The organism is Pandoraea faecigallinarum (assembly GCF_001029105.3).
GTDB classification, from domain to species: Bacteria; Pseudomonadota; Gammaproteobacteria; order Burkholderiales; family Burkholderiaceae; genus Pandoraea; species Pandoraea faecigallinarum.
Genome location: NZ_CP011807.3, coordinates 674,144 through 693,897, shown reverse-complemented (window position 1 = coordinate 693,897; position 19,754 = coordinate 674,144). Strand labels below are relative to the sequence as shown.

Here is a 19,754-nt window from a genome sequence, read left to right as displayed (position 1 = left end):
TCCATTGGCCTCGCGCACCCCGGCGTCCGGAACGACACACCTCTTTCCGCTTTTTAACAAGGATCGGCGTCTGCCCGAGGGGCGCGCTCATTCCGAAATCGACTCTCGACCCGAAATGAAAGCCATCGTATTGCGTGAACACGGCGACAACAGCGCCCTGAAACTCGAAACCGACTTCCCCGATCCCGTTGCGGGCGAAGGCGAGGTCGTGCTGCGTGTGCGCGCTTCGTCGCTGAACTATCACGACGTTTTCACGCGTCGCGGCATGCCCGGCATCAAGCTGCCGTTCCCGGTCATCATCGGACTGGACGTCGCAGGCGAGATCGCCAGCATCGGTCCCGGCGTAAAAGGCTGGTCCGTCGGCGAGCGCGTGCTGGTCGATCCGATCAACCGCGTAACGGGCGGTCTCGTCGGCGAAACGACACACGGCGGTCTGGCCGAATTCTGCCGCGTGCCGGAGCATCAACTGGTGCGCCTGCCGGACAGCGTGTCGTTCGACGATGCCGCGGCGTTGCCGGTCGCCTACGGCACTGCGCTGCGCATGATGCAGCGCATTGGCCAGATCAAGGCAGGTGAGCGCGTGCTGATTCTCGGCGCCAGCGGCGGCGTGGGCGTGTGCGCCGTGCAACTCGCCAAGCTGGCCGGGGCGGAGGTCGTCGCCTGCGCCGGTTCGCGCGAGAAGGGCGAACGCCTGCGCGAGCTGGGGGCCGACGACATCATTTACTACACCGAGGAAGACTTCGTCGAGGTGGTGCGCACGCGCTACGGCAAGGCGGCGCGCCGGCGCGGGGCGGCCAACAACGGTGGCGTTGACGTGGTAGTGAACTTCACCGGCGGCGACACGTGGACCCGTTCGCTGCGCACCCTGCGCCAGGGCGGACGCGTGCTCACCTGCGGTGCGACGGCCGGTTTCGACCCGAAAGAGGACTTGCGTTTCATCTGGACGTTCGAGCTGCAGATTCGCGGCTCGAACGGCTGGGAACGCGAAGACCTGCATGAACTCCTCGATCTGGTGGCCAGCGGCAAGCTGCGTGTGCTGATCGACAGAAAATGGCCGCTGGAAGACGGCGCGCAGGCGCTGGCATCGCTCGAAAACCGCCAGGTCGTCGGCAAGGTACTGGTGGGCGCATGAGCACGGCACCCAACACCCCGGCAACGCTTGGCGTCGAACAGGTGCAGAAGGCCTTCGACAACTCCACGTTCATCGCCTGGCTGGGCATGCGCGTCACGTCCCTCGATCACGACGCACAGATCATCGAAGTCGACATCCCCTTCAAGGAATCGTTCGAGCGCGGCAAAGGCACACGCCAGTGGCATGGCGGCCCGCTCGCCGCCGTGATCGACACGGTCGGCGATTTCGCGGTGGGCATGCTCGTCGGGCGCGGTCTGCCGACGGTCAACTTTCGCGTCGACTATCTGCGCCCGGCAATCGATACCGATCTTCGGGCGGTCGCGCGCGTGCGCCGGCTGGGCAAGAGCATCGGTGTGGCGGACGTCGATCTGTTCAACGCACAAGGCGCGCTCGTCGCCATCGGCAGAGCGAGCTACGCAACCTTGCCCGCCGCCTGACCCGTCGGCCACCGCCGGCTATCCGTGTCACCGCTTGGAAGATTGAAGGCGCCAGCGAAAATCGCGCGGGCGCCGGGTTTTTCGGAGTTCATTATGCGCAAGTCCCGGGGTCTGTCCCGTCGTCAGTTTCTCTATCGCAGCGCCTGCGGCGCACTGGCCACCACCTCGACCGCCCTCGCCGGCGCAGGCGGTTGGCTGGTGTCGCCCACGCGCGCTCTCGCCGCAGATGCCGCGCCGCGTCGCGGCGGCACGCTCGTGGCAAGCTGGGGCGGGCTCGAACCCCAGGCGCTCTTCGTGCCGGGCGGCGGCGGTTCCAGTCCGTTCATGACGTCGACGAAAATTCTCGAACGCCTGCTAAAGATCGACGAGAAGCTCGCATTCCAGCCGGTGCTGGCGACCGACGTGCGCGCGTCGGCCGACTTCAGAACGTATACCGTGTCGTTGCGCAAGAACGTACTGTGGCACGACGGCAAACCGTTCACGGCGGACGACGTCGTCTACAACGTGCAGGAACACTGGAAACCGATCGCCGCGGGCGTCGCGCTCAAGTCGCTCAAGCGCGTGAGCGCAACCGACACGCACACCGTCAAGCTCGAATTCTCCAGCCCGGTGCCGGAATTCTTTTTCAAATCGATTCTCGCCGGGCAGTACCAGGTGGTCGTGCCGAAGCATCTGTATGCGGGCAAGGACATCATTACCCACCCGCTGAACAACGCGCCGGTCGGCACCGGTCCGTGGAAGTACGGTCAGTGGGTGCGCGGCAGCCATGTCGCTTACACGCGCAACGAACATTACTGGAACGCAGCGCAACCGTATCCCGAAAAACTCGTCATCCGCTGGTGGAGCGATCCCGCATCGCGCTCGGCCGCGCTCGAGACGGGCGAGTTGCAGGTGGCGTTCTCCAATCCCGTGCCCACGCGCGACATCGACCGGCTCGTGAAGACCGGCAAGATTGCCGTCGAGACGAAGGGTTACGAGAACGCGGCATGGACCGTCACCGTCGAATTCAATCAGCGGCGCGAGCATGTGAAGCGCCGGGAAGTGCGTCAGGCGATCCTGCACGCCATCGACCGCAAGTTCATCATCGACACCATTTACTTCGGGCGCGGCAAGCCCGCCGTCTCCCCGATCTTTCGCACCAATGCGCTGTTCTTCACCGACGATGTACCGAAATACCCGTTCGATCCCGCCAGGGCGAACGCCCTGCTCGACGCCGCCGGACTGCCCCGCAAGAACGGCTCGCGCTTCACGGTCAATCTGGTCGCCGCCGCGTGGTTCGAAGAAAACGCGAAGCTCGGTCAGTACCTCAAGCAGGCCTTGCGGGACATCGGCATCACGGTAAAGCTCGATTCGCTCGACCGCGCCACAGCCCTCAAACGCATCTATAGCGATTACGACTACGACATCGCGGTCTCGAACTTCACCGCGCCACTGGAGCTGGTGCCGGTGGTGACGCAGTTCTTCACGACCGACGGCATCGTCAAGGGCGCGGCGTTCCGCAATGCGACCGGTTACTCGAACCCGGCGATGGACGCGCTCGTCGACAAGCTCACCGTCGAGACCGATAACGCGAAGCGCCGGACACTCGCGCACGACTTCGCACGGCTCGCCGCCACCGACGTGCCGCTGGTGCCGCTCGTCGAGATGGAGTCGTTCACGCTCTCGCGCGTGAACGTGCGTCAGGCGACGACCAGCGCCAACGTGCAGGGCGACGCGCTGGCCGACGTCTGGCTCGCGTCGTGAGGAGACGGCTGCCATGGTGACGCGTCTGCTGTTGCGCCGGGTCCTTCAGGCAGTGCCGCTGCTGCTCGGCGTCATCGTCATGAACTTCTGCCTGATCCAGTCGGTACCGGGCACCCTGCTCGACGTGATGACGGCCGAACAGCAGGTGACCGATCCGGCGCTGATCGAACGTCTGCGCGTGACGTACGGCATGGACAAGCCGCTGTGGCAGCAACTGCTGCATTACATCGACTCGGTGATCCACCTGGATCTCGGCTATTCGTATCGCCACAATCTGCCGGTCTTCGACGTCATCATGGCGCACATGCCGGCCACGCTGGTCTTGATGCTGGCCAGCCTGCTGATCGCCGTGATCGTCGGCGTGGCCGCCGGCGTCGTCGCCGCCGTGAACGTGAATACGTGGCGCGACACGCTCGTGTCCGTGGCCGCCGTGGTGTGTTTCGCCGCGCCCAGCTTCTGGCTCGGCATCATGCTCATCATTCTGTTCTCGGTGAAGCTCGGCTGGTTTCCCGTCGGCGGCATGGCGACCATCGGCATGGACTACGGCACGGGTATCGCCGGTGCATGGCATGCGTCGCTCGACGTGTTGCACCATCTCGCGCTTCCCGCGCTCACGCTGGGCCTCTTTTACGCCGCCACCTACGCTCGCGTCATGCGCGCCTCCATGCTTGAAGTCGCACGTCAGGACCACGTGCGCACCGCACAGGCGAAGGGCCTCACGCGCCGCGCCGTCATCGCGCGGCACATGGTGCGCAACGCGATGCTGCCGGTCGTCACGCTGCTCGGTCTGCAACTGGGCACGGTGCTCGGCGGGAGCATCGTCGTCGAAGCCGTGTTCAGCTGGCCCGGCATCGGCGGCGTGCTGTTCGACAGCGTGATGAGCCGCAACTACCCGGTGGTGCTGGGACTTCTCCTGCTCAGCTCCGCGCTGGTGATCGTTGCCAACATCGCCGTCGATCTGATCTACACGCGGGTCGACCCCCGCATTCGGACCCAGGCGTCGTGACGCCCGCGCCCGACCGTAATGAACTGGCATTCCCTATGACGTCCTCTGCCGAATCCGCCCTCGACGCGCTCGCCGCGAGCGCTGCTTCCGACCTGCCGCGCGCCACAAGGCGTGGCGCCCGCGCATGGCAGCAATTCTCCCGCCACGCAGGCGCCGTGGCCGGCGCGTTACTGCTCGCGCTGATCGCCATCGTCGCGCTTTGCGCCGGATGGTGGTACCCGGGCGACCCGCTGCGAATCGTCGCCGCGCCGGAGATCTGGCCATTCGAGCAATGGCAGTACCCGCTGGGCACCGACGCCCTTGGCCGCGACATCGCCGCCATGCTCGCACACGGCGCGCGCGCCACCCTCGCCATCGGCCTCGTGGCAAGTGCGGCAGCCACCCTCATCGGGGTGTCCATCGGGGCTGTCGCGGCGTGGTGGGGCGGTTGGATCGACGAAGTGCTCATGCGAGTCACCGAACTGTTCCAGATCGTGCCGAACGTCGTCTTCGTACTCACCATCGTTGCCATGCTGGGTCCGCGCATCGAGAACACGGTGATTGCCGTGGCCCTCGTGTCGTGGCCGGCCATTGCCCGGCTCACGCGTGCCGAGTGTCTCTCGTTCAAGTCCCGCGAGTTCGTGCAGGCGTGCCGTACGGTCGGGCTCTCGCCGTGGCGCATCGCCTTGCGCGAAGTCCTGCCGAACGCCCTGCCGCCCGTGCTCGTGATGGGCACGCTGGTCGTGGCCGGCGCGATCCTCTACGAGTCGGTCGTGTCGTTTCTCGGACTGGGCGATCCGAACATCGCCAGTTGGGGACGCCAGATCGGCGAAGGCCGCACGTTGATTCGCTCGTCCTGGTACCTGTGCGCCGAACCGGGCCTCGCCATCATGCTCGCCGTGCTCGCACTGAACCTCGTTGGCGACGGAATGAACGATGCCCTGAACCCGGCATTGCGCAAGCGTTGAACGCGGCGATCTCCAAGAACCTTTACGTGTTACCGAACCTATGACTCACCGCTGGCATAACCTTGGCGACCTCGTCGACCGGTCGCTGAATCTCGACACGACGGCCATCGTCGACTTGCGCGACGAAAGCCATCCACGCACTTACACGCACACCGACATCGATCGTCTGGCGAACGGTGTCGCAACGGCATTGCGCGCGCGCGGCCTGCCGGAAGGCGCGCACGTGGCCATCGCATCGCTCAACCGGGCCGAGTATCTGATCGCCTATTTCGGCATCATGCGCGCCGGTTACGTGGCGGTGCCGATCAACATCAAGCAGTCGCGCGACATTCTCGATTACGTGATCGACGATGCGGGCATCTCGCTGGCGTTCGTCGACGGGGCGCGGCGCGACGCGTTCGCCTCGCGCGTGCCGGTCATCGACTTCGACGACGAGGGCCCTGAGGGGTTTGCCACGCAGATCCGCCCGGCCCGTTTCGAGGCGATTCGGCCGGGCGACGACCACGTCGCCCAGATGCTCTACACGTCGGGGTCCACCGGTAAGCCGAAGGGAGTGCCGCTCACGCATGCCGGCCAGCTTTGGGCATTGGGGGCGACGTACGTGCGCCCGAAGGACGCGTCGGCCGAGCGCTATCTGCTCGCCCAGCCCCTGTTCCACATGAACGGGCTGTTCATGGCCAAGCGTGCGTTCTCGGTGAACGGCACGCTGGTGATCCTGCCGTCGTTCGAGGTGACGTCCTACGTCGACGCGCTGGAGCGATACCGCATTACCGTGCTGAGCGCTGTGCCGACCATGTTCGCGCGTCTGGTCAGGGACCCGCAGACCCTCGCCGGGCGCGACGTCTCCTCGCTCAAGCGCGTGATGCTCGGCTCGGCGCCCATGAGTATGGCGTTGCTCGCCCGGATTCAGGCGGCATTTCCCGAGACTCACATCCATCATGGATACGGAACCACGGAAGCCGGGCCGAGCATCTTCGGACCGCACCCGGACGGCATCGCGCTGCCGCCGCTCGCCCTCGGGTACCCGCTCTCGCCCGGCGCAGTCAAGCTCGTCGACGGTCCGCACGCCAATCAAGGCGTGCTGTGCATGCGCAATCCTGCGGTCATGCGCGGGTACCACCGGCTGCCTGAGAAGTCGGCCCAAGTGCTCGACGACGGCTGGTACTACAGCGGCGATGTGATGCGTCGCGACGCCGACGGCTTTTTCTACTTCGTGGGACGGGCCGACGACATGTTCGTCTGCGCCGGCGAGAACATCTATCCGGTCGAAGTGGAGAAGTTGCTGGAGGCACATCCGGAAGTACGTCAGGCCAGCGTCGTGCCGCTGCCCGACGAGGAGCGCGCGGCCGTGCCTGTGGCATTCGTCGTCCGTCAGCCCGGCAGCACCCTGAGCGTCGATGCCCTCAAGCAGCATGCGTTGGCCAACGGACCGGCGTACCAACATCCGCGTCGCGTGGCGTTCGTCACCGAACTGCCATGGGCAGGGACCAACAAGGTCGATCGCCACGCGCTGCTGCAACGGGCCCGTGCCCTCGAAGCCACGCAGGGATGGAGCGGGCAGCGCGACGCGGCAGACACCGGGCCGGACACCGCAGCCCGCCCCCACCACCCTTCCGTTGCCGGAGCCATCGCATCATGAGTCTGCTGTCCGAATTTCGGGACCCGATCCGTCTCGACGGGAAAATTGCGCTCGTCACCGGGGCGAGCCGTGGTATCGGGCGCGCCATCGCCACGGCGCTCGCCGCGCGCGGTGCCACCGTCGCCGTGCACTACAACACCGCATCGACGCATGCCGAAACACTCGTCGCGCAACTCGTGGCCGGCGGGGCGCGGGCGTTCGCCCTGCAGGCCGATCTGTCGTCTGCGGATGGCGCCCGGCTGCTCGTCGAGCGCCTGAGCGGCGCGCTGCTCGCGCACGATCTGCTGCCGCAGTTCGACATCCTCGTGAACAATGCCGGCGTCGGACTGCGCGCGCGCATCGATGCCGTGACACCGGAGGACTTCGACCGGGTGCTGCAAGTCAATCTGAAGTCGCCGTTCTTCCTCATCCAGCACGCGCTAAAGCATCTGAAGGACGGCGCCCGCATCGTGAATGTCTCGTCGATCGGCACGCGCGCCGCCTATCCGGAGATGAGCGTGTACGGGCCGGCGAAGGCCGGACTGGAGGCGTTGACGCTGTCGCTCGCCGCCGACCTGGGGGCACGCGGCATCACCGTCAACGCGGTGCTCCCGGGCGCGACCGCCACCGATCTGAACGAGCGGGCGAGCGATCCGGTCGCCAGCCGGGCGATAGCGCAGACGGTGGCGCTGGGTCGCGTTGGCGAGCCGCGCGACATTGCGGACATCGTGGCGTTTCTCGCCAGCGACGCCGCACGCTGGATCACCGGTCAAGCCATCGACGCGAGCGGCGGGCAACGCCTCTGAGCGGCCCACCCCGCGCTCTCACCTCTTTCTTTGCGAATCGTTGCCACACCCACGGACAGCCATCATGACGACACTTCTCGACGTCGAACATCTCACGCTCGACCTGCCGCCCAATGCGGATCGTGCGCATGCGCTTCACGACGTCTCGTTCTCGCTCGCGCGTGGCGAAATCCTGTGCATGGTCGGGGAAAGCGGCTCGGGGAAATCGATGACCGCCAGTACGCTGCTGGGTCTGCTGCCGCCGGGTGTGCGCGTCGGCGGCGGCCGTATCGCCTGGGAAGGCGCGGGCAATCTGCTCGCGCTGCCCGACGCCGAGCGCCGCCGCTGGCGGGGCTCACGCATCGGCATGATCTTTCAGGAACCCATGACGGCCCTCAACCCGCTGCGCACGATCGGCGACCAGATCGCCGAGGTCTACCGCACGCATACGCGACTGCCGGGCAGCGCCATCCGGGCCCGCACGCTGGAGTGGCTGGACGCCGTGCAGATTCCGTCGCCCAACGACGCCGCCAAACGCTATCCGCACGAACTGTCCGGCGGGCAGCGTCAGCGCGCCATGATCGCAATGGCCCTCGCGCTCGAACCCGAACTGCTGATCGCCGACGAGCCGACCACGGCGCTCGACGTCACCACGCAGGCACAGATCCTCACCCTCATTCGCGAGCTACAGCAGCGCAAGGGGACCGGTGTGCTCTTCATCACGCACGACTTTGGCGTCGTGGCCGAGATCGCGGACCGTGTCGCAGTCATGCGTCACGGCGAGATCGTCGAGCAAGGCGCCGCACAGACGATCCTGACGCACCCGTCGCACGAATACACGCGCACCCTGATCGCAGCGGTACCGGCGTTGCCGCCGGCGTCGCGGGCGGGAGCCCCCACGGCGGCGGCTCCCGCGGCGGCTTTCGGCGGCGCCGGGCCCGTGCCCCCCGTGCTTCCCGTGTTGCGTGTCGAACAACTGCGCAAGACGTACGCGAAGCATGGCTGGCTTGGCGCGAAAGCGCAGGCGCACACGCCCGCCTTGCGCGACGTCAGTCTCGATGTGGGTAGCGGAAAAACGTTGGGCATCGTGGGCGAGAGCGGGTCGGGGAAATCGACGCTCGCGCGCTCGATCCTTCGTCTGATGACGCCCGACGCCGGGCGCATTCTCTACCGCGACACGGATCTGGCGTCCGGGTCGCTCGATGCCGGGGCGCGTCGCCGGGCGCTCGATATTCAGATGGTGTTTCAGGACCCGTTCAGTTCGCTCAATCCGCGCCGGCGTGTTGGGGACATCGTCACGCAGGGACCGATTGCGCGCGGCGAGCCGCCACGTCAGGCGCACGCGCATGCGCGGGAACTGTTCGAGCTTGTCGGCCTGAGCGCCGATGCACTCGATCGCTTCCCGCACGAATTCTCCGGCGGGCAGCGTCAGCGTATCGGCCTGGCTCGCGCACTGGCCATGCGGCCGAAGGTGCTCGTCGCCGACGAACCGGTGTCTGCCCTTGACGTCTCGGTGCAGGCACAGGTACTGCGGTTGCTTGCCCGGCTCAAAGCCGAGCTGGGACTGTCGATGATCTTCATCACGCACGACTTGCGCATCGCAGCGCAACTGTGCGATTCGCTGGCCGTCATGAAATCGGGCAGCGTGGTGGAGTACGGCGACACCGCGGGGATCTTCCGGTCGCCGTCGCATCCTTACACACGCGCGTTGCTCGACGCGATTCCAGGCCGTGGTCGAGACAGCCGGACGCAGCCGCCGGCAAGGCACGACAACGCAGCCCCGCGGGCTCACAGCGGCATGATGACGTGACACCGCGATGGCGCGCATGCCCGTGGCCGCCGATCTACTTGCGCAGATCGGCAATCGACAGATACGGCAACCAGGTGCCCGACGCCGACAGACTCGCGAAGACGTGCTCCTTCGTTTGCTGGAGAAACGTTTCGATGTGCTGCCGCGCGAGCGCTTCCGCGCGCGGCGCATTGCCCGTTACCAACGCCCCGATGATGCTCTCGTGGTCGTGCTCGATGCGCGGGCGCACGCCCTGCACGCCGAAGCCGAGCGAGACCAGACGCGCCATGTCGTCCATCAGGCCGGCGAGTGTGCGATAGAGCCGCGCGTTGCCGCTTGCGGCCGCAATCGTCAGGTGGAACTTGCGGTTGGTGTGCAGGAACCACTCGATCTGATGATCGATGGGCTTGTCCGCAAACGGCGCCTCGCACGCTTCATCGAGCCGCTGAAGCAGTTCCGTGTCGACGTTGCCGCAAGCGAGCCGCGCGGCCATCGGTTCGAGTTGCGCCCGTAGCGTGAAAATTTCTTCGACGTCCGCCAGCGTGACCGGCGAGATGCGATAGCCCTGCCTCGGAATCGCGCGTGCGAATCCCTCGTGTACCAGCCGCACGAGTGCCACCCGGCAACTCGTGCGCGCAATATCGTATCGCCGCATCAATTCCGCTTCGCTCACCACGGCACCCGGCATGATCACGCAGGTCAGCACGTCGTGACGGATGCGCTCGTAGGCGTCGTCCCCCCGGGCGAGGGCGGCAGCGTCTTCGGGATCGCGCGATGGGCCCGGCATGGCTCAGTATCCCCGGATGGCGTCGTAGACGAACGGCAGCGGCGCGCCGCGTGCGTGCGCGCCGAGCACGTCGGCCACCTGCCGCGCCCGTGCCGCATACGAGACCGTCGACGCAATGTGCGGCGTGACGAGCACCTTCGGATGCCGACGCAGCGCATCTTCCGGCGGCAATGGCTCCACGTCGAAGACATCGACGACGGCCGAGCGCAGCCGGCCGCTGTCGAGCGCATCGATCAGCGCCTGCCGGTCAAGGTGCGCGCCGCGTCCGACCTGGATGATGCTCGCGCCTGCCGGTAATCGCGCGAACAGCCTGCGTCCGAGAATGCCACGCGTGGCGAGCGTGTCCGGCAGCAGATTGACGAGAATGTCGGTCTGGGCGATGAGGGCATCGAACTGATCTTCGCCGGCGAAGACGTTCACACCCGCGAGCGCCTTGGGCGTGCGCGCCCAACCGTTCACGCGAAAGCCGTTCGCGTGAAGGCGCCGGGCGACGGCACTGCCCAGCTCGCCCAGGCCGAGCACGCTCACGCGCGTGTCGCGTGCGAGCCGCCCGGTCAGTTCGTTGGCCCAGTGTCCTTCGCGCTGGGCAACGACGAGCGCAGGCATGTCCCGCACGATGGCCAGCGCGGCGAACGTCACGAAGTCGCTCATGCGCTCGCGCGTCTCGTCCGTCACCATGCGCACGATGGGCACGTTGGCAGGCAATGCGGGGTCGGCAAGGATGTGATCGACGCCTGCCGCGGCGCTCAAGATCAATTTGAGACGGGGGTAATGGGCGAGACGTCCGTGATCGGGCTGATAGACCAGCGCGTACTTGACGCTGCGCGGGTCGATGAACGGATCGTCCCAGCCGTAGACGCGCAGGCCGGGCAGCAGCCGCGCGAAATGGTGTTGCCATTCGGTGAGCGCGGCTGCGCCGCCCGACTTGATCAATAACGTATCGCCTTGCATGACTTCGGAGATTGCGCCTCGCGCCTTGGCGCCAGGGCTTCAGGAGGGAGCGGCATCTCATCGTACCGGGCACCTCGCGCCCGGCTAAGTATTTGTTATCGAAAAGCTTATGAAAGGGCGGCAGGAATGCACCGAGCGTCCGGGCATAAGGCGCGAGGCGCGAACGGCTTCAAGCGGCGTCAAGCGACCTTGGGCGGTGTCAGGCAGCGTCGGGCGGAAAAAATAATTCGGGATTTCCGAAGTCCGGCCGCGCGCGGCAAAACACCCGCCGGCGGCCCGCACACGTCCGCCGTACGGGCTTCATCCTCATGCTGCGACGCAACAATTCAGTCGATTGTTGCGATATTCACAATAATCGATGTGCCGTGCAGGCATTGTCTGGCGCCGTCGGCACCCGCTATAGTTGGGCCGCCCCCGCGACGCGATAGCTTGTTCCTTCGTATATGAAATGCTTATGAGGTGAACGGGGCCGTCTGCGTCATGTTGCAAACGTAGTTATTCACGCGATGCCCCCATCGTCAGTACAAATGAGAGACACAGCGACATCCCAGGCCGCAACCGGCACCCCTCCCTCCCCCGAAGAAGTCCGCAAGCGCGTCTTCGCGATTGTGGCCGCCTCGTCGGGCAATCTGGTCGAGTGGTTCGACTTTTACATCTACGCCTTCTGCGCGATTTACTTCGCGCCGGCGTTCTTTCCCAGTTCGGACCCGACGGCCCAGTTGCTGAACACCGCGGGCGTGTTTGCCGCCGGCTTCCTCATGCGTCCGATCGGGGGCTGGATCTTCGGCCGTATCGCCGACCGCAACGGCCGCAAGAACTCGATGGTCATCTCCGTGATGATGATGTGCTTCGGTTCGCTGCTGATCGCGGCCCTTCCGACGTACGCCAGCATCGGTAACTGGGCACCGGCACTGCTGCTGTTCGCCCGTTTGCTGCAAGGGCTGTCGGTCGGTGGCGAATACGGCACGACGGCGACCTACATGAGCGAAGTGGCGCTCAAGGGCCGCCGCGGGTTCTTCTCGTCGTTCCAGTACGTGACGCTCATCGGCGGTCAGTTGCTGGCCGTACTGGTGGTCGTGATTCTCCAGCAGTTGCTCAACGAGTCCGAACTCAAGGCGTGGGGCTGGCGTATTCCGTTCGTGGTCGGGGCGATCACCGCGGTGGTGGCGCTGATGCTGCGTCGTACGCTGCATGAAACGTCCACGGCGGCGAGCCGTACCAACCGCGACGCCGGGTCGATCGCCGGTCTGTTCCGTCATCACAAGGCCGCCTTCTTCACGGTGCTCGGCTACACGGCCGGTGGCTCGCTGATCTTCTACACGTTCACCACCTACATGCAGAAGTATCTGGTGAACACGGCAGGCATGCCGATCAAGACGGCCAGCTACATCATGACGGGATGCCTGTTCATCTACATGTGCATGCAGCCGGTTTTCGGCATGCTTTCGGACAAGATTGGCCGGCGTAACAACATGCTGTTGTTCGGTGCGCTCGGCGCGATTGCGACAGTGCCTATCCTCACGGCGCTAAAGACGGTGCAAAGTCCGGCCGTGGCGGTCGTTCTGATTTGTCTGGCGCTCGCTATCGTGAGCTTCTACACGTCGATCAGCGGTATCGTGAAGGCGGAGATGTTCCCGATCGAAGTGCGCGCGCTGGGCGTCGGTCTGGCCTACGCCGTGGCCAATGCCATTTTCGGCGGCTCCGCCGAATACGTTGCGCTGGGTCTCAAGAAGGCCGGCATGGAGCCGACGTTCTACTGGTACGTCACCGGCATGATGGTGCTGGCGTTCCTGGTGAGCCTGCGCCTGCCGCGTCAGGCGAAGTACCTGCACCACGAGCATTGATCCGGCGCTCAGGCGTCGTCACCGGCGGCAGCGCGTGCGCTTTGCCAGATGGCATCGAGCACGTGATGCGGCTGGTGACGCCGCCGGTAGAGCGCAATGTCGAAGCCGATCTGCCAGTCCTTGCCACCCACGATGGCCAGGGTGCCGCGCGAGACGTCGTCGGCAACCAGACGCTGCGGCAACCACGCAATCCCCGCGCCGCGCCGCGCCATCGCCAGGATGGCCTCATACGAATCGGCCTGATAAACGGGCTTGAGTATCGGACGGTTCGGCATCTCCGCCAGATGGCGGGCCAGCACGGCGCGCAGCGTCAGCGTCCGCGTGAACGCAAGCCACGGGATCGGTGACGGTCCGCCCGCCAGCCGGTACTTCGCCCGCCCCCTGGTGTCCAGCCCACTCACGGGCACCAGCACTTCGCGCGCCACGCTCAACCAGTCGAAACGTTCCTGATCGATGAGCAGCCGCGTGTGCGCGCTCGAATAGACGATCAGCAAATCCACTTCGCCGGCCGCGAGCCGCAAGATGGCCTCTTCCGCGCCGCCGGTCGACAGCGTGGCGGTGAAGAAGCCGATGCGCGAGACCGTCTCGTCGTACCAATCCGGAAAGAATGTGGCGGCAAGCGTGCGCCCGGTCGCGATCTTCAGATTGTTTTCGAGCGTGGGAGCCGCGTCCTGCAACTGCGTGCGGGCACTGTGAAGAATGTCGAGCGCGTTGGTGGCCGCGTCGAGGAATACCGTGCCGGCCGCGGTCAGCTCAAGCGGTTTGCTGCGCTCGACGAGACGCGTGCCAACCCATTCTTCCAATGCACGAATGCGACGCCCGAACGCCGGATGCGTGACGAAACGGTTCTCCGCCGCCCGCGTGAAGCTGCGCGTGCGTGCCAGTTCGACAAAGTCCTCCAGCCATCGCAGTTGCATACGATCACCTCGCGTTCGTTTCTGTTCCGGGCCGGGTCTTCATCCCGGTTTCCCTCCCGGCTTCGATCCTGGCTTTCGGTCTCCATGCCCGTCGCGGGCGCCGGCGTGGCCGCCAGGCGTCCTCACGTGACGAGCGCCGGAGACATTCACGCCTTCGAGAGCGACTTGAGCGCGTGTTTGATGCCGTCGGAAACGGTCGTACCGTCGGGCACGGTCTTGACCGCTGCGAGCGCTTCCTTGTCGGAGTAGCCCAGCGCCAGCAGCGCGTTGACGACGTCGCTCCTGTGGTCATGCGGTGCGGCCGCGCCTGCCACCGTGCCCAGTTGCGCACCGACCTTGCCCTTGAGTTCGAGCAGCAGGCGCTCGGCGGTCTTCTTGCCGATGCCGGGGATCTTGGTCAGACGCCCCGACTCCTGCAGCGTGACAGCCTGCGCGATGTCGCTCACGCTCATGCCCGACAGAATCGCCAGCGCAGTGCGCGCGCCAACGCCCGAGATCTTGAGCAGCTCGCGGAAGGTATTGCGCTCGTCCTGTGAGCCGAAGCCGAAGAGCAATTGCGCATCTTCGCGCACAATGAACTGTGTGAGCAGAGCGACACGCTCACCGACGTTCGGCAGGTTGAAAAAGGTGCTCATCGGCACCGAGATTTCGTACCCCACGCCCTGGCAATCGACCAGGATGTGCGGCGGGTTCTTTTCCAGCAGCGTGCCGGAGATGCGGCCAATCATTGACGCCCCGAGAGAGTGACTTCGACAGGCGGCAAGTTTAGCAAACCGCCCGTTGTGCTTTGGTCTTTGGGATGCGGCTTTGCGCGCCCGCGTCGCCGCTTCCTTCACGAGGCGGCGTCGTGGGCTCAGCCCTCGCCCTCGACGCCTTCGACCAGATCTCCGGTCGAGCGGGTCGCCGCGGAACGCAGGCATTCGAGCGCTTCGGTCACCGCCGCGCGATTGGCGCCGTCGTCGCGCCAGTACATCGAAACACCGCCGAAGCCGGCCAGACGCAGCGGCACGATGCGCAGTGCCCCGAGCGCCTGCAGCCGGCTGGCCGTGCGGTGCGACGCCAGACCGATCATGTCGCTGTTGTTGAGCAGGGTGAGGTTGAGGATCGTCGAATTCGATTCCACTGTGTCGTTCGGCAACGGATAACCCGCTTCGGCCAGCGCTGCCTCCAACGCGTTGCGAATCGGTGTGCCGCGCGGCCAGACCACCCACCGGTATCGCTGCATGTCCGGCCAGTCCACTTTCGCGAGCGAAAACACCGGATGGCGCGTGCGTGCGACAAAGTGCAGCGGCTCCAGATATAACGCCTCGGCGCGCACGTTCCGGTCCTGCAACTCCGGTGCGGAGCGCCCAACCACGATATCGATTTCGCTATGCGCCAACTGGTTCATCAGCCGGTCCATCGTGTTCTCGACCACGCGCGCCTGCACACGCGGCATGCGTTGGAGCAGCAACAGCACGGCGAGCGGCACGGTATCCGCCGACGACGCGCCCGACGTGCCGATGGCCACCAGACCGCTACCGCCCTCGCGCATGGCGTCGAGATCGTCGCGGGCCGTGTCGAGCTGGGCCTCGATGCGCCGCGCATGCTCGATCAACGCCTCGCCGTACGAGGTCGGACGCAAGCCCCGCGCCTGACGCTCGAACAACGGCAGGCCGATGTCGTCCTCCAGGTCCTTGAGCCACTTCGACAAACCGGGCTGCGTCGTGTTGAGCAGGGTCGCCGACTGGCTCATGTTGCCGGTCTGCGCAAGGGTCAGCAGCATCTGCAAGTTGCGCAGACGCAAACGATGGGTCCAATCCATACACGCTCTCCAAACGCCCGACGGCGCCCCGAAACCCCCAACCCATACGTTTTTTCGTATGGATCCGATGATTAATTCATTTCAAAGAATATGTCTCGCCGAGTATAACGCTATGCATAGACCCGAAAGCCACGGCATACCCGCAAGGCTGCGCTTGCCAGACAAGCGAACCGGGCTCCCATCCAACATGGAGACAAGCATGTCCGACCGCGCCCCCAGCGCCGAGCGCGCTGCCTATTACGAACACATTGGCCGCAATCACATGGCCCCGCTGTGGGAATCGCTCCACAGCCTCGTGCCGCCGCAGCCGCGCCCGCGTGTGGTGCCCGCCATCTGGAAATACAACGAAGTACGGCCCCTGGTCATGGAAGCGGGACGCGTCATCAGCGCCGAAGAAGCCGTACGGCGCGTGCTGATCCTGCAAAACCCGGGCACCCCGGGCTCGTCGAGCATCACCGGCTCGCTCTATGCCGGACTGCAATTGATTCTGCCGGGCGAGATCGCCCCGAGCCACCGTCATACCCAATCGGCACTGCGCTTCATCGTGGAAGGCCGCGGCGCATGGACGGCGGTCAACGGCGAGCGCACCACGATGCACCCGGGAGACTTCATCATCACGCCGTCGTGGACGTGGCACGACCATGGCAATCCGGTGGACGGCGAGCCGGTCGTCTGGCTCGACGGACTCGACATTCCGCTCGTCCAGTACTTCGACGCGGGCTTCGCCGAGAACTACCCCGAATCGCAGCAGCCCGTGCAGCGCCCCGAAGGCGACAGCTTCGCGCGCTACGGCTACAACATGCTGCCGGTACACCACAAGGTGAGCGACCCGACGTCGCCGATCTTCAGCTATCCGTATGCCCGCTCGCGCGAGGCGCTCGACACGCTGTACCGCAACGGCGAACTCGACCCATGGGACGGTATCAAGCTGCGCTACGTCAACCCCGCGACCGGCGGCTGGCCGATGCCGACGATGGCCACCTTCATGCAATACCTGCCCGCCGGCTTCCAGGGCAAGACCTATCGCAGCACCGACGCCACCGTGTTCTCGGTCGTCGAGGGCCGCGGCACCGTGCGTATCGGCGACGACGTCTTCCAGTTCGAGCCGCGCGATCACTTCGTCGTGCCGTCGTGGGCGCCGGTCCAGCTTGCCGCGCTCGACGATGCCGTGCTGTTCAGCTACTCCGACCGCCCCGTACTCGCGGCGCTGAATCTGCTGCGCGAGTCGCGCGCCTGAAGTTGCCCGCGCCGAGCGAACGATAAACATCCGCCACGCGTACCGGGCCCGGAATCGGGCAGCGCGCGCGGCTACCGTCTTCACTTTTATTCGACGAGTCAATCACCATGTCCTACGTCTTCACTCCGCCCGCCGTCGTCGGCATTCCGGTTGTCGGCAGCAACGACCAGTTCGCCGTGCGCCGCGTGTATTGCGTTGGCCGCAACTATGCCGCTCACGCCCGCGAAATGGGCTTCGATCCGGATCGCGAACCGCCGTTCTTCTTCTGCAAGCCGGCCGACGCCGTGCTGCCGGTCGCTTACGGCGACACGCTGGAATTGCCGTATCCGGCGCAGACGAACAACTATCACTACGAAGCCGAACTGGTCGCCGTCATCGGCAAGGCAGGCTCGGACATCCCGCTCGACCAGGCGCTGGAACACGTGTGGGGTTACGCCGTGGGCCTCGACATGACGCGGCGCGACCTGCAAATGAAGATGCGCGAGATGGGCCGTCCGTGGGAAATCGGCAAAGCCTTCGATGCGTCGGCACCCATTGGCCCGATCCACCCGGTGTCGAGCGTCGGTCACATCGAGAAGGCCGGAATTTCGCTGACGGTGGACGGCGTGCAGAAGCAAAAGAGCGACATCACCCATCTGATCTGGTCGGTGGCCGAGACAGTGTCGTATCTGTCGCAATTCTTCCGTCTGGAACCGGGCGACCTGATCTACACCGGCACGCCCGAAGGCGTCGGTCCGGTCAAGGCGGGCGAGACGATGGTCACGGCCGTGGAAGGACTCGGCGAGATTACGGTGCGCGTGGTCTGAGGCGTGGTCATGCAGCTCTACAGCTTCTTCAATAGCTCGACGTCGTACCGCGTACGCATCGCGCTTGCACTCAAGGGGCTCGCGTTCGACACCCTGCCGGTCAACATCCGTGCCGGCGAGCACCGCGCGCAGCCGTATGTCGACGAAGTCAACGCGTCGGCCACCGTGCCCGCCATCGTCGACGGCGACTTTTCGCTGGGCCAGTCGCTCGCGATCATCGACTATCTCGACGGCAAGTATCCCGAGACGCGGCTGGTGCCGCAGGACATCGAAGCGCGCGCCCGCGTGCTCGAACTGGCGATGCTCATCAGTTGCGACATCCACCCGGTGAACAACCTGCGCATTCTGAAGTATCTGCAGGGGCCGCTCGCACTGTCCGCCGAACAGAAGGACGCGTGGTACCGCCACTGGGTGGCCGAGGGCATGGCCGCCGTGGAGCGTCTGCTCGCCCGGCACGGCCATGGCGCATGGTGCTTCGGCGATACGCCGACGCTCGCCGACGTCTGCCTGATTCCGCAGATCGCCAACGCGCAGCGCATGGGCTGCGACCTGTCGGCGTATCCGCGCGCGATGGCGGTGTACGCCCGGGCGGAAACGCATCCCGCCTTCGTTGCGGCCGCGCCGAACCGCCAACCGGACTACACGACGTAAGTATGAGCAGCAAGGGCGGAAAGTGCCCGAGGAGACAAGCATGACGCAATCCCATCAACCCAAAGCGCTCGTCGTGGGCGGCGGCATCGGCGGTCTGGCCGCGGCGCTCGCCCTCGCCAACCGGGGCGTGCACATCGAGCTGCTGGAACAGGCCGAAACCATCGGTGAAATCGGCGCAGGCATTCAGCTTGCCGCCAACGCATTCGCCGCGCTCGACGCGCTCGGCGTTGGCGAAGCGGCACGCGCGCGCTCGGTGTTCACCGACCACATCACGCTGCGCGACGCCATCGACCGCAGCATCAGCATCATCGCGGAAGTCGACGTCGGCGCGCCCTATCGCGAGCGCTTCGGCAATCCGTACGCGGTGATCCACCGCGCGGACATCCATCTGTCGATTCTCGAAGCCGTGCAGCGCAACCCGCTGATCCGGTTCCGCACGGCGACGCGCGTCGTCTCGCTCGATCAGGACACGAACGGCGTCACGGTCACGGATCAGCACGGCGAGCGCCATACGGCCGATGCGGTCATCGGCTGCGACGGCGTGAAATCCGCCGTACGCGCCGCACTCATCGGCGACGAACCGCGCGTGACGGGCCATGTCGTCTATCGCGCGGTGGTCGACGTCGAGAACATGCCGAAGGATTTGCAGGTCAACGCACCGGTCGTATGGGCGGGGCCGCACTGCCACCTCGTGCACTACCCGCTTCGCGGCGGCAAGCAGTACAACCTTGTGGTGACGTTCCACAGCCGCGAGCAGGAAGTCTGGGGAGTGCGCGACGGCAGCAAGGAGGAAGTGCTGTCGTACTTCGAAGGTATCGACGCCCTGCCGCATCAGATGCTCGACCGCCCGACGTCGTGGCGACGCTGGGCCACCGCCGACCGCGATCCGGTCGAGCAGTGGAGCTTCGGTCGCGCGACGATTCTCGGCGACGCCGCGCACCCGATGACGCAATACATCGCACAGGGCGCCTGCCAGGCGCTGGAAGACGCCGTGACGCTCGGCGCCGCGTACGCCGCAGCCAACGGCGACTTCACCGACGCGTTCCGTCGCTACGAATACACCCGTATCCCCCGCACTGCGCGAGTGCTGTACGGCGCACGTGACATGGGGCGCGTCTATCACGCCAAGGGCGTGGATCGCTGGGTACGCAATTCGCTTTGGCAGGGACGCACGCAAACGCAGTTCTACGACGCCCTGCAATGGCTGCACGGCTGGCGCGCGGAGAACTGCCTGTCGCAAACGCCGTGGCTGAACGGCGCCTAACCGGTTCATCGATTCACCGTAACGCGGGATTTCCCC

At 65.7% G+C, this 19,754-nt stretch carries 18 protein-coding genes; 13 read left to right on the top strand and 5 right to left on the bottom strand.

The genetic code is table 11. From position 1 onward, the window contains the following. Positions 1–115: 115 nt before the first annotated feature. The 8 genes from AB870_RS03160 (at position 116) to AB870_RS03125 (ending at position 9,478) form a co-directional block, all read left to right on the top strand. Entirely contained in the window at positions 116–1,132 is a 1,017-nt protein-coding gene (locus tag AB870_RS03160) for a quinone oxidoreductase family protein (protein ID WP_047906907.1), read from the top strand. After that, positions 1,129–1,569, top strand: a complete 441-nt coding sequence (locus tag AB870_RS03155) for a PaaI family thioesterase (protein ID WP_047906906.1) — start codon at positions 1,129–1,131, stop codon at positions 1,567–1,569. Before AB870_RS03160 ends, AB870_RS03155 begins: the two co-directional genes overlap by 4 nt. A 93-nt stretch (positions 1,570–1,662) precedes the next feature. Continuing rightward, the gene (locus AB870_RS03150) at positions 1,663–3,312 is read left to right on the top strand and encodes an ABC transporter substrate-binding protein (protein WP_047906905.1); all 1,650 of its coding nucleotides are present in this window, start codon (positions 1,663–1,665) and stop codon (positions 3,310–3,312) included. Between the two features lie 13 nt (positions 3,313–3,325). Next, positions 3,326–4,318: an ABC transporter permease gene (locus AB870_RS03145; protein ID WP_047906904.1), complete on the top strand. Its 993-nt coding sequence runs from the start codon at positions 3,326–3,328 to the stop codon at positions 4,316–4,318. A 35-nt stretch (positions 4,319–4,353) separates the two neighbouring features. After that, positions 4,354–5,265 (top strand): ABC transporter permease, encoded by a 912-nt coding sequence (locus AB870_RS03140; protein WP_084663274.1) that lies wholly within the window; start codon positions 4,354–4,356, stop codon positions 5,263–5,265. A 40-nt stretch (positions 5,266–5,305) separates the two neighbouring features. After that, positions 5,306–6,904, top strand: coding sequence for a class I adenylate-forming enzyme family protein (locus AB870_RS03135; protein ID WP_084663272.1), 1,599 nt, complete (start codon positions 5,306–5,308; stop codon positions 6,902–6,904). Positions 6,905–6,909: 5 nt separating this feature from the next. Further along, entirely contained in the window at positions 6,910–7,689 is a 780-nt protein-coding gene (locus AB870_RS03130) for an SDR family oxidoreductase (protein WP_418303992.1), read from the top strand. A 64-nt stretch (positions 7,690–7,753) separates the two neighbouring features. Then, positions 7,754–9,478: an ABC transporter ATP-binding protein gene (locus tag AB870_RS03125; protein ID WP_047906902.1), complete on the top strand. Its 1,725-nt coding sequence runs from the start codon at positions 7,754–7,756 to the stop codon at positions 9,476–9,478. A gap of 34 nt (positions 9,479–9,512) precedes the next feature. On the opposite strand, the gene AB870_RS03120 is transcribed toward AB870_RS03125, so the two are convergent. Then, positions 9,513–10,244: a GntR family transcriptional regulator gene (locus AB870_RS03120; protein ID WP_047906901.1), complete on the bottom strand. Its 732-nt coding sequence runs from the start codon at positions 10,242–10,244 to the stop codon at positions 9,513–9,515. 3 nt (positions 10,245–10,247) lie between these two features. Further along, positions 10,248–11,195, bottom strand: a complete 948-nt coding sequence (locus AB870_RS03115; RefSeq protein ID WP_047906900.1) for a 2-hydroxyacid dehydrogenase — start codon at positions 11,193–11,195, stop codon at positions 10,248–10,250. A gap of 527 nt (positions 11,196–11,722) precedes the next feature. Between AB870_RS03115 and AB870_RS03110 the strand changes: the two genes are divergently transcribed. Then, entirely contained in the window at positions 11,723–13,039 is a 1,317-nt protein-coding gene (locus AB870_RS03110; RefSeq protein WP_047906899.1) for an MFS family transporter, read from the top strand. Between the two features lie 8 nt (positions 13,040–13,047). Here the strand turns inward: AB870_RS03110 and AB870_RS03105 are convergent, their stop codons facing one another. The 3 genes from AB870_RS03105 to AB870_RS03095 all read right to left on the bottom strand — a co-directional run bounded on the left by AB870_RS03105 (position 13,048) and on the right by AB870_RS03095 (position 15,760). After that, positions 13,048–13,956: a LysR family transcriptional regulator gene (locus tag AB870_RS03105; RefSeq protein WP_047906898.1), complete on the bottom strand. Its 909-nt coding sequence runs from the start codon at positions 13,954–13,956 to the stop codon at positions 13,048–13,050. Positions 13,957–14,102: 146 nt separating this feature from the next. Continuing rightward, positions 14,103–14,684, bottom strand: coding sequence for a Holliday junction branch migration protein RuvA (gene ruvA, locus AB870_RS03100; protein ID WP_047906897.1), 582 nt, complete (start codon positions 14,682–14,684; stop codon positions 14,103–14,105). A gap of 125 nt (positions 14,685–14,809) precedes the next feature. Next, positions 14,810–15,760 (bottom strand): LysR family transcriptional regulator, encoded by a 951-nt coding sequence (locus AB870_RS03095; RefSeq protein WP_047906896.1) that lies wholly within the window; start codon positions 15,758–15,760, stop codon positions 14,810–14,812. A gap of 199 nt (positions 15,761–15,959) precedes the next feature. Here AB870_RS03095 and gtdA point away from each other — a divergent pair, with 199 nt between their 5' ends. The 4 genes from gtdA (at position 15,960) to AB870_RS03075 (ending at position 19,718) form a co-directional block, all read left to right on the top strand. Beyond that, positions 15,960–16,997, top strand: a complete 1,038-nt coding sequence (gtdA, locus tag AB870_RS03090) for a gentisate 1,2-dioxygenase (RefSeq protein WP_047906895.1) — start codon at positions 15,960–15,962, stop codon at positions 16,995–16,997. Between the two features lie 107 nt (positions 16,998–17,104). Then, positions 17,105–17,803, top strand: a complete 699-nt coding sequence (locus AB870_RS03085) for a fumarylacetoacetate hydrolase family protein (RefSeq protein WP_047906894.1) — start codon at positions 17,105–17,107, stop codon at positions 17,801–17,803. 9 nt (positions 17,804–17,812) lie between these two features. Next, a complete protein-coding gene (maiA, locus tag AB870_RS03080) occupies positions 17,813–18,454 on the top strand; it encodes a maleylacetoacetate isomerase (RefSeq protein WP_047906893.1) in 642 nt (213 codons plus the stop codon). Between the two features lie 40 nt (positions 18,455–18,494). Then, a complete protein-coding gene (locus AB870_RS03075) occupies positions 18,495–19,718 on the top strand; it encodes a 3-hydroxybenzoate 6-monooxygenase (protein ID WP_047906892.1) in 1,224 nt (407 codons plus the stop codon). Positions 19,719–19,754: the final 36 nt, after the last annotated feature.

Bases quoted from the DNA above. Each gene is read 5' to 3' on its own strand.
- AB870_RS03160 (WP_047906907.1), top strand. From the start codon at position 116: ATGAAAGCCATCGTATTGCGTGAACACGGCGACAACAGCGCCCTGAAA.
- AB870_RS03155 (WP_047906906.1), top strand. From the start codon at position 1,129: ATGAGCACGGCACCCAACACCCCGGCAACGCTTGGCGTCGAACAGGTG.
- AB870_RS03150 (WP_047906905.1), top strand. From the start codon at position 1,663: ATGCGCAAGTCCCGGGGTCTGTCCCGTCGTCAGTTTCTCTATCGCAGC.
- AB870_RS03145 (WP_047906904.1), top strand. From the start codon at position 3,326: ATGGTGACGCGTCTGCTGTTGCGCCGGGTCCTTCAGGCAGTGCCGCTG.
- AB870_RS03140 (WP_084663274.1), top strand. From the start codon at position 4,354: ATGACGTCCTCTGCCGAATCCGCCCTCGACGCGCTCGCCGCGAGCGCT.
- AB870_RS03135 (WP_084663272.1), top strand. From the start codon at position 5,306: ATGACTCACCGCTGGCATAACCTTGGCGACCTCGTCGACCGGTCGCTG.
- AB870_RS03125 (WP_047906902.1), top strand. From the start codon at position 7,754: ATGACGACACTTCTCGACGTCGAACATCTCACGCTCGACCTGCCGCCC.
- AB870_RS03120 (WP_047906901.1), bottom strand. From the start codon at position 10,244: ATGCCGGGCCCATCGCGCGATCCCGAAGACGCTGCCGCCCTCGCCCGG.
- AB870_RS03115 (WP_047906900.1), bottom strand. From the start codon at position 11,195: ATGCAAGGCGATACGTTATTGATCAAGTCGGGCGGCGCAGCCGCGCTC.
- AB870_RS03110 (WP_047906899.1), top strand. From the start codon at position 11,723: ATGAGAGACACAGCGACATCCCAGGCCGCAACCGGCACCCCTCCCTCC.
- AB870_RS03105 (WP_047906898.1), bottom strand. From the start codon at position 13,956: ATGCAACTGCGATGGCTGGAGGACTTTGTCGAACTGGCACGCACGCGC.
- ruvA (WP_047906897.1), bottom strand. From the start codon at position 14,684: ATGATTGGCCGCATCTCCGGCACGCTGCTGGAAAAGAACCCGCCGCAC.
- AB870_RS03095 (WP_047906896.1), bottom strand. From the start codon at position 15,760: ATGGATTGGACCCATCGTTTGCGTCTGCGCAACTTGCAGATGCTGCTG.
- gtdA (WP_047906895.1), top strand. From the start codon at position 15,960: ATGTCCGACCGCGCCCCCAGCGCCGAGCGCGCTGCCTATTACGAACAC.
- AB870_RS03085 (WP_047906894.1), top strand. From the start codon at position 17,105: ATGTCCTACGTCTTCACTCCGCCCGCCGTCGTCGGCATTCCGGTTGTC.
- maiA (WP_047906893.1), top strand. From the start codon at position 17,813: ATGCAGCTCTACAGCTTCTTCAATAGCTCGACGTCGTACCGCGTACGC.
- AB870_RS03075 (WP_047906892.1), top strand. From the start codon at position 18,495: ATGACGCAATCCCATCAACCCAAAGCGCTCGTCGTGGGCGGCGGCATC.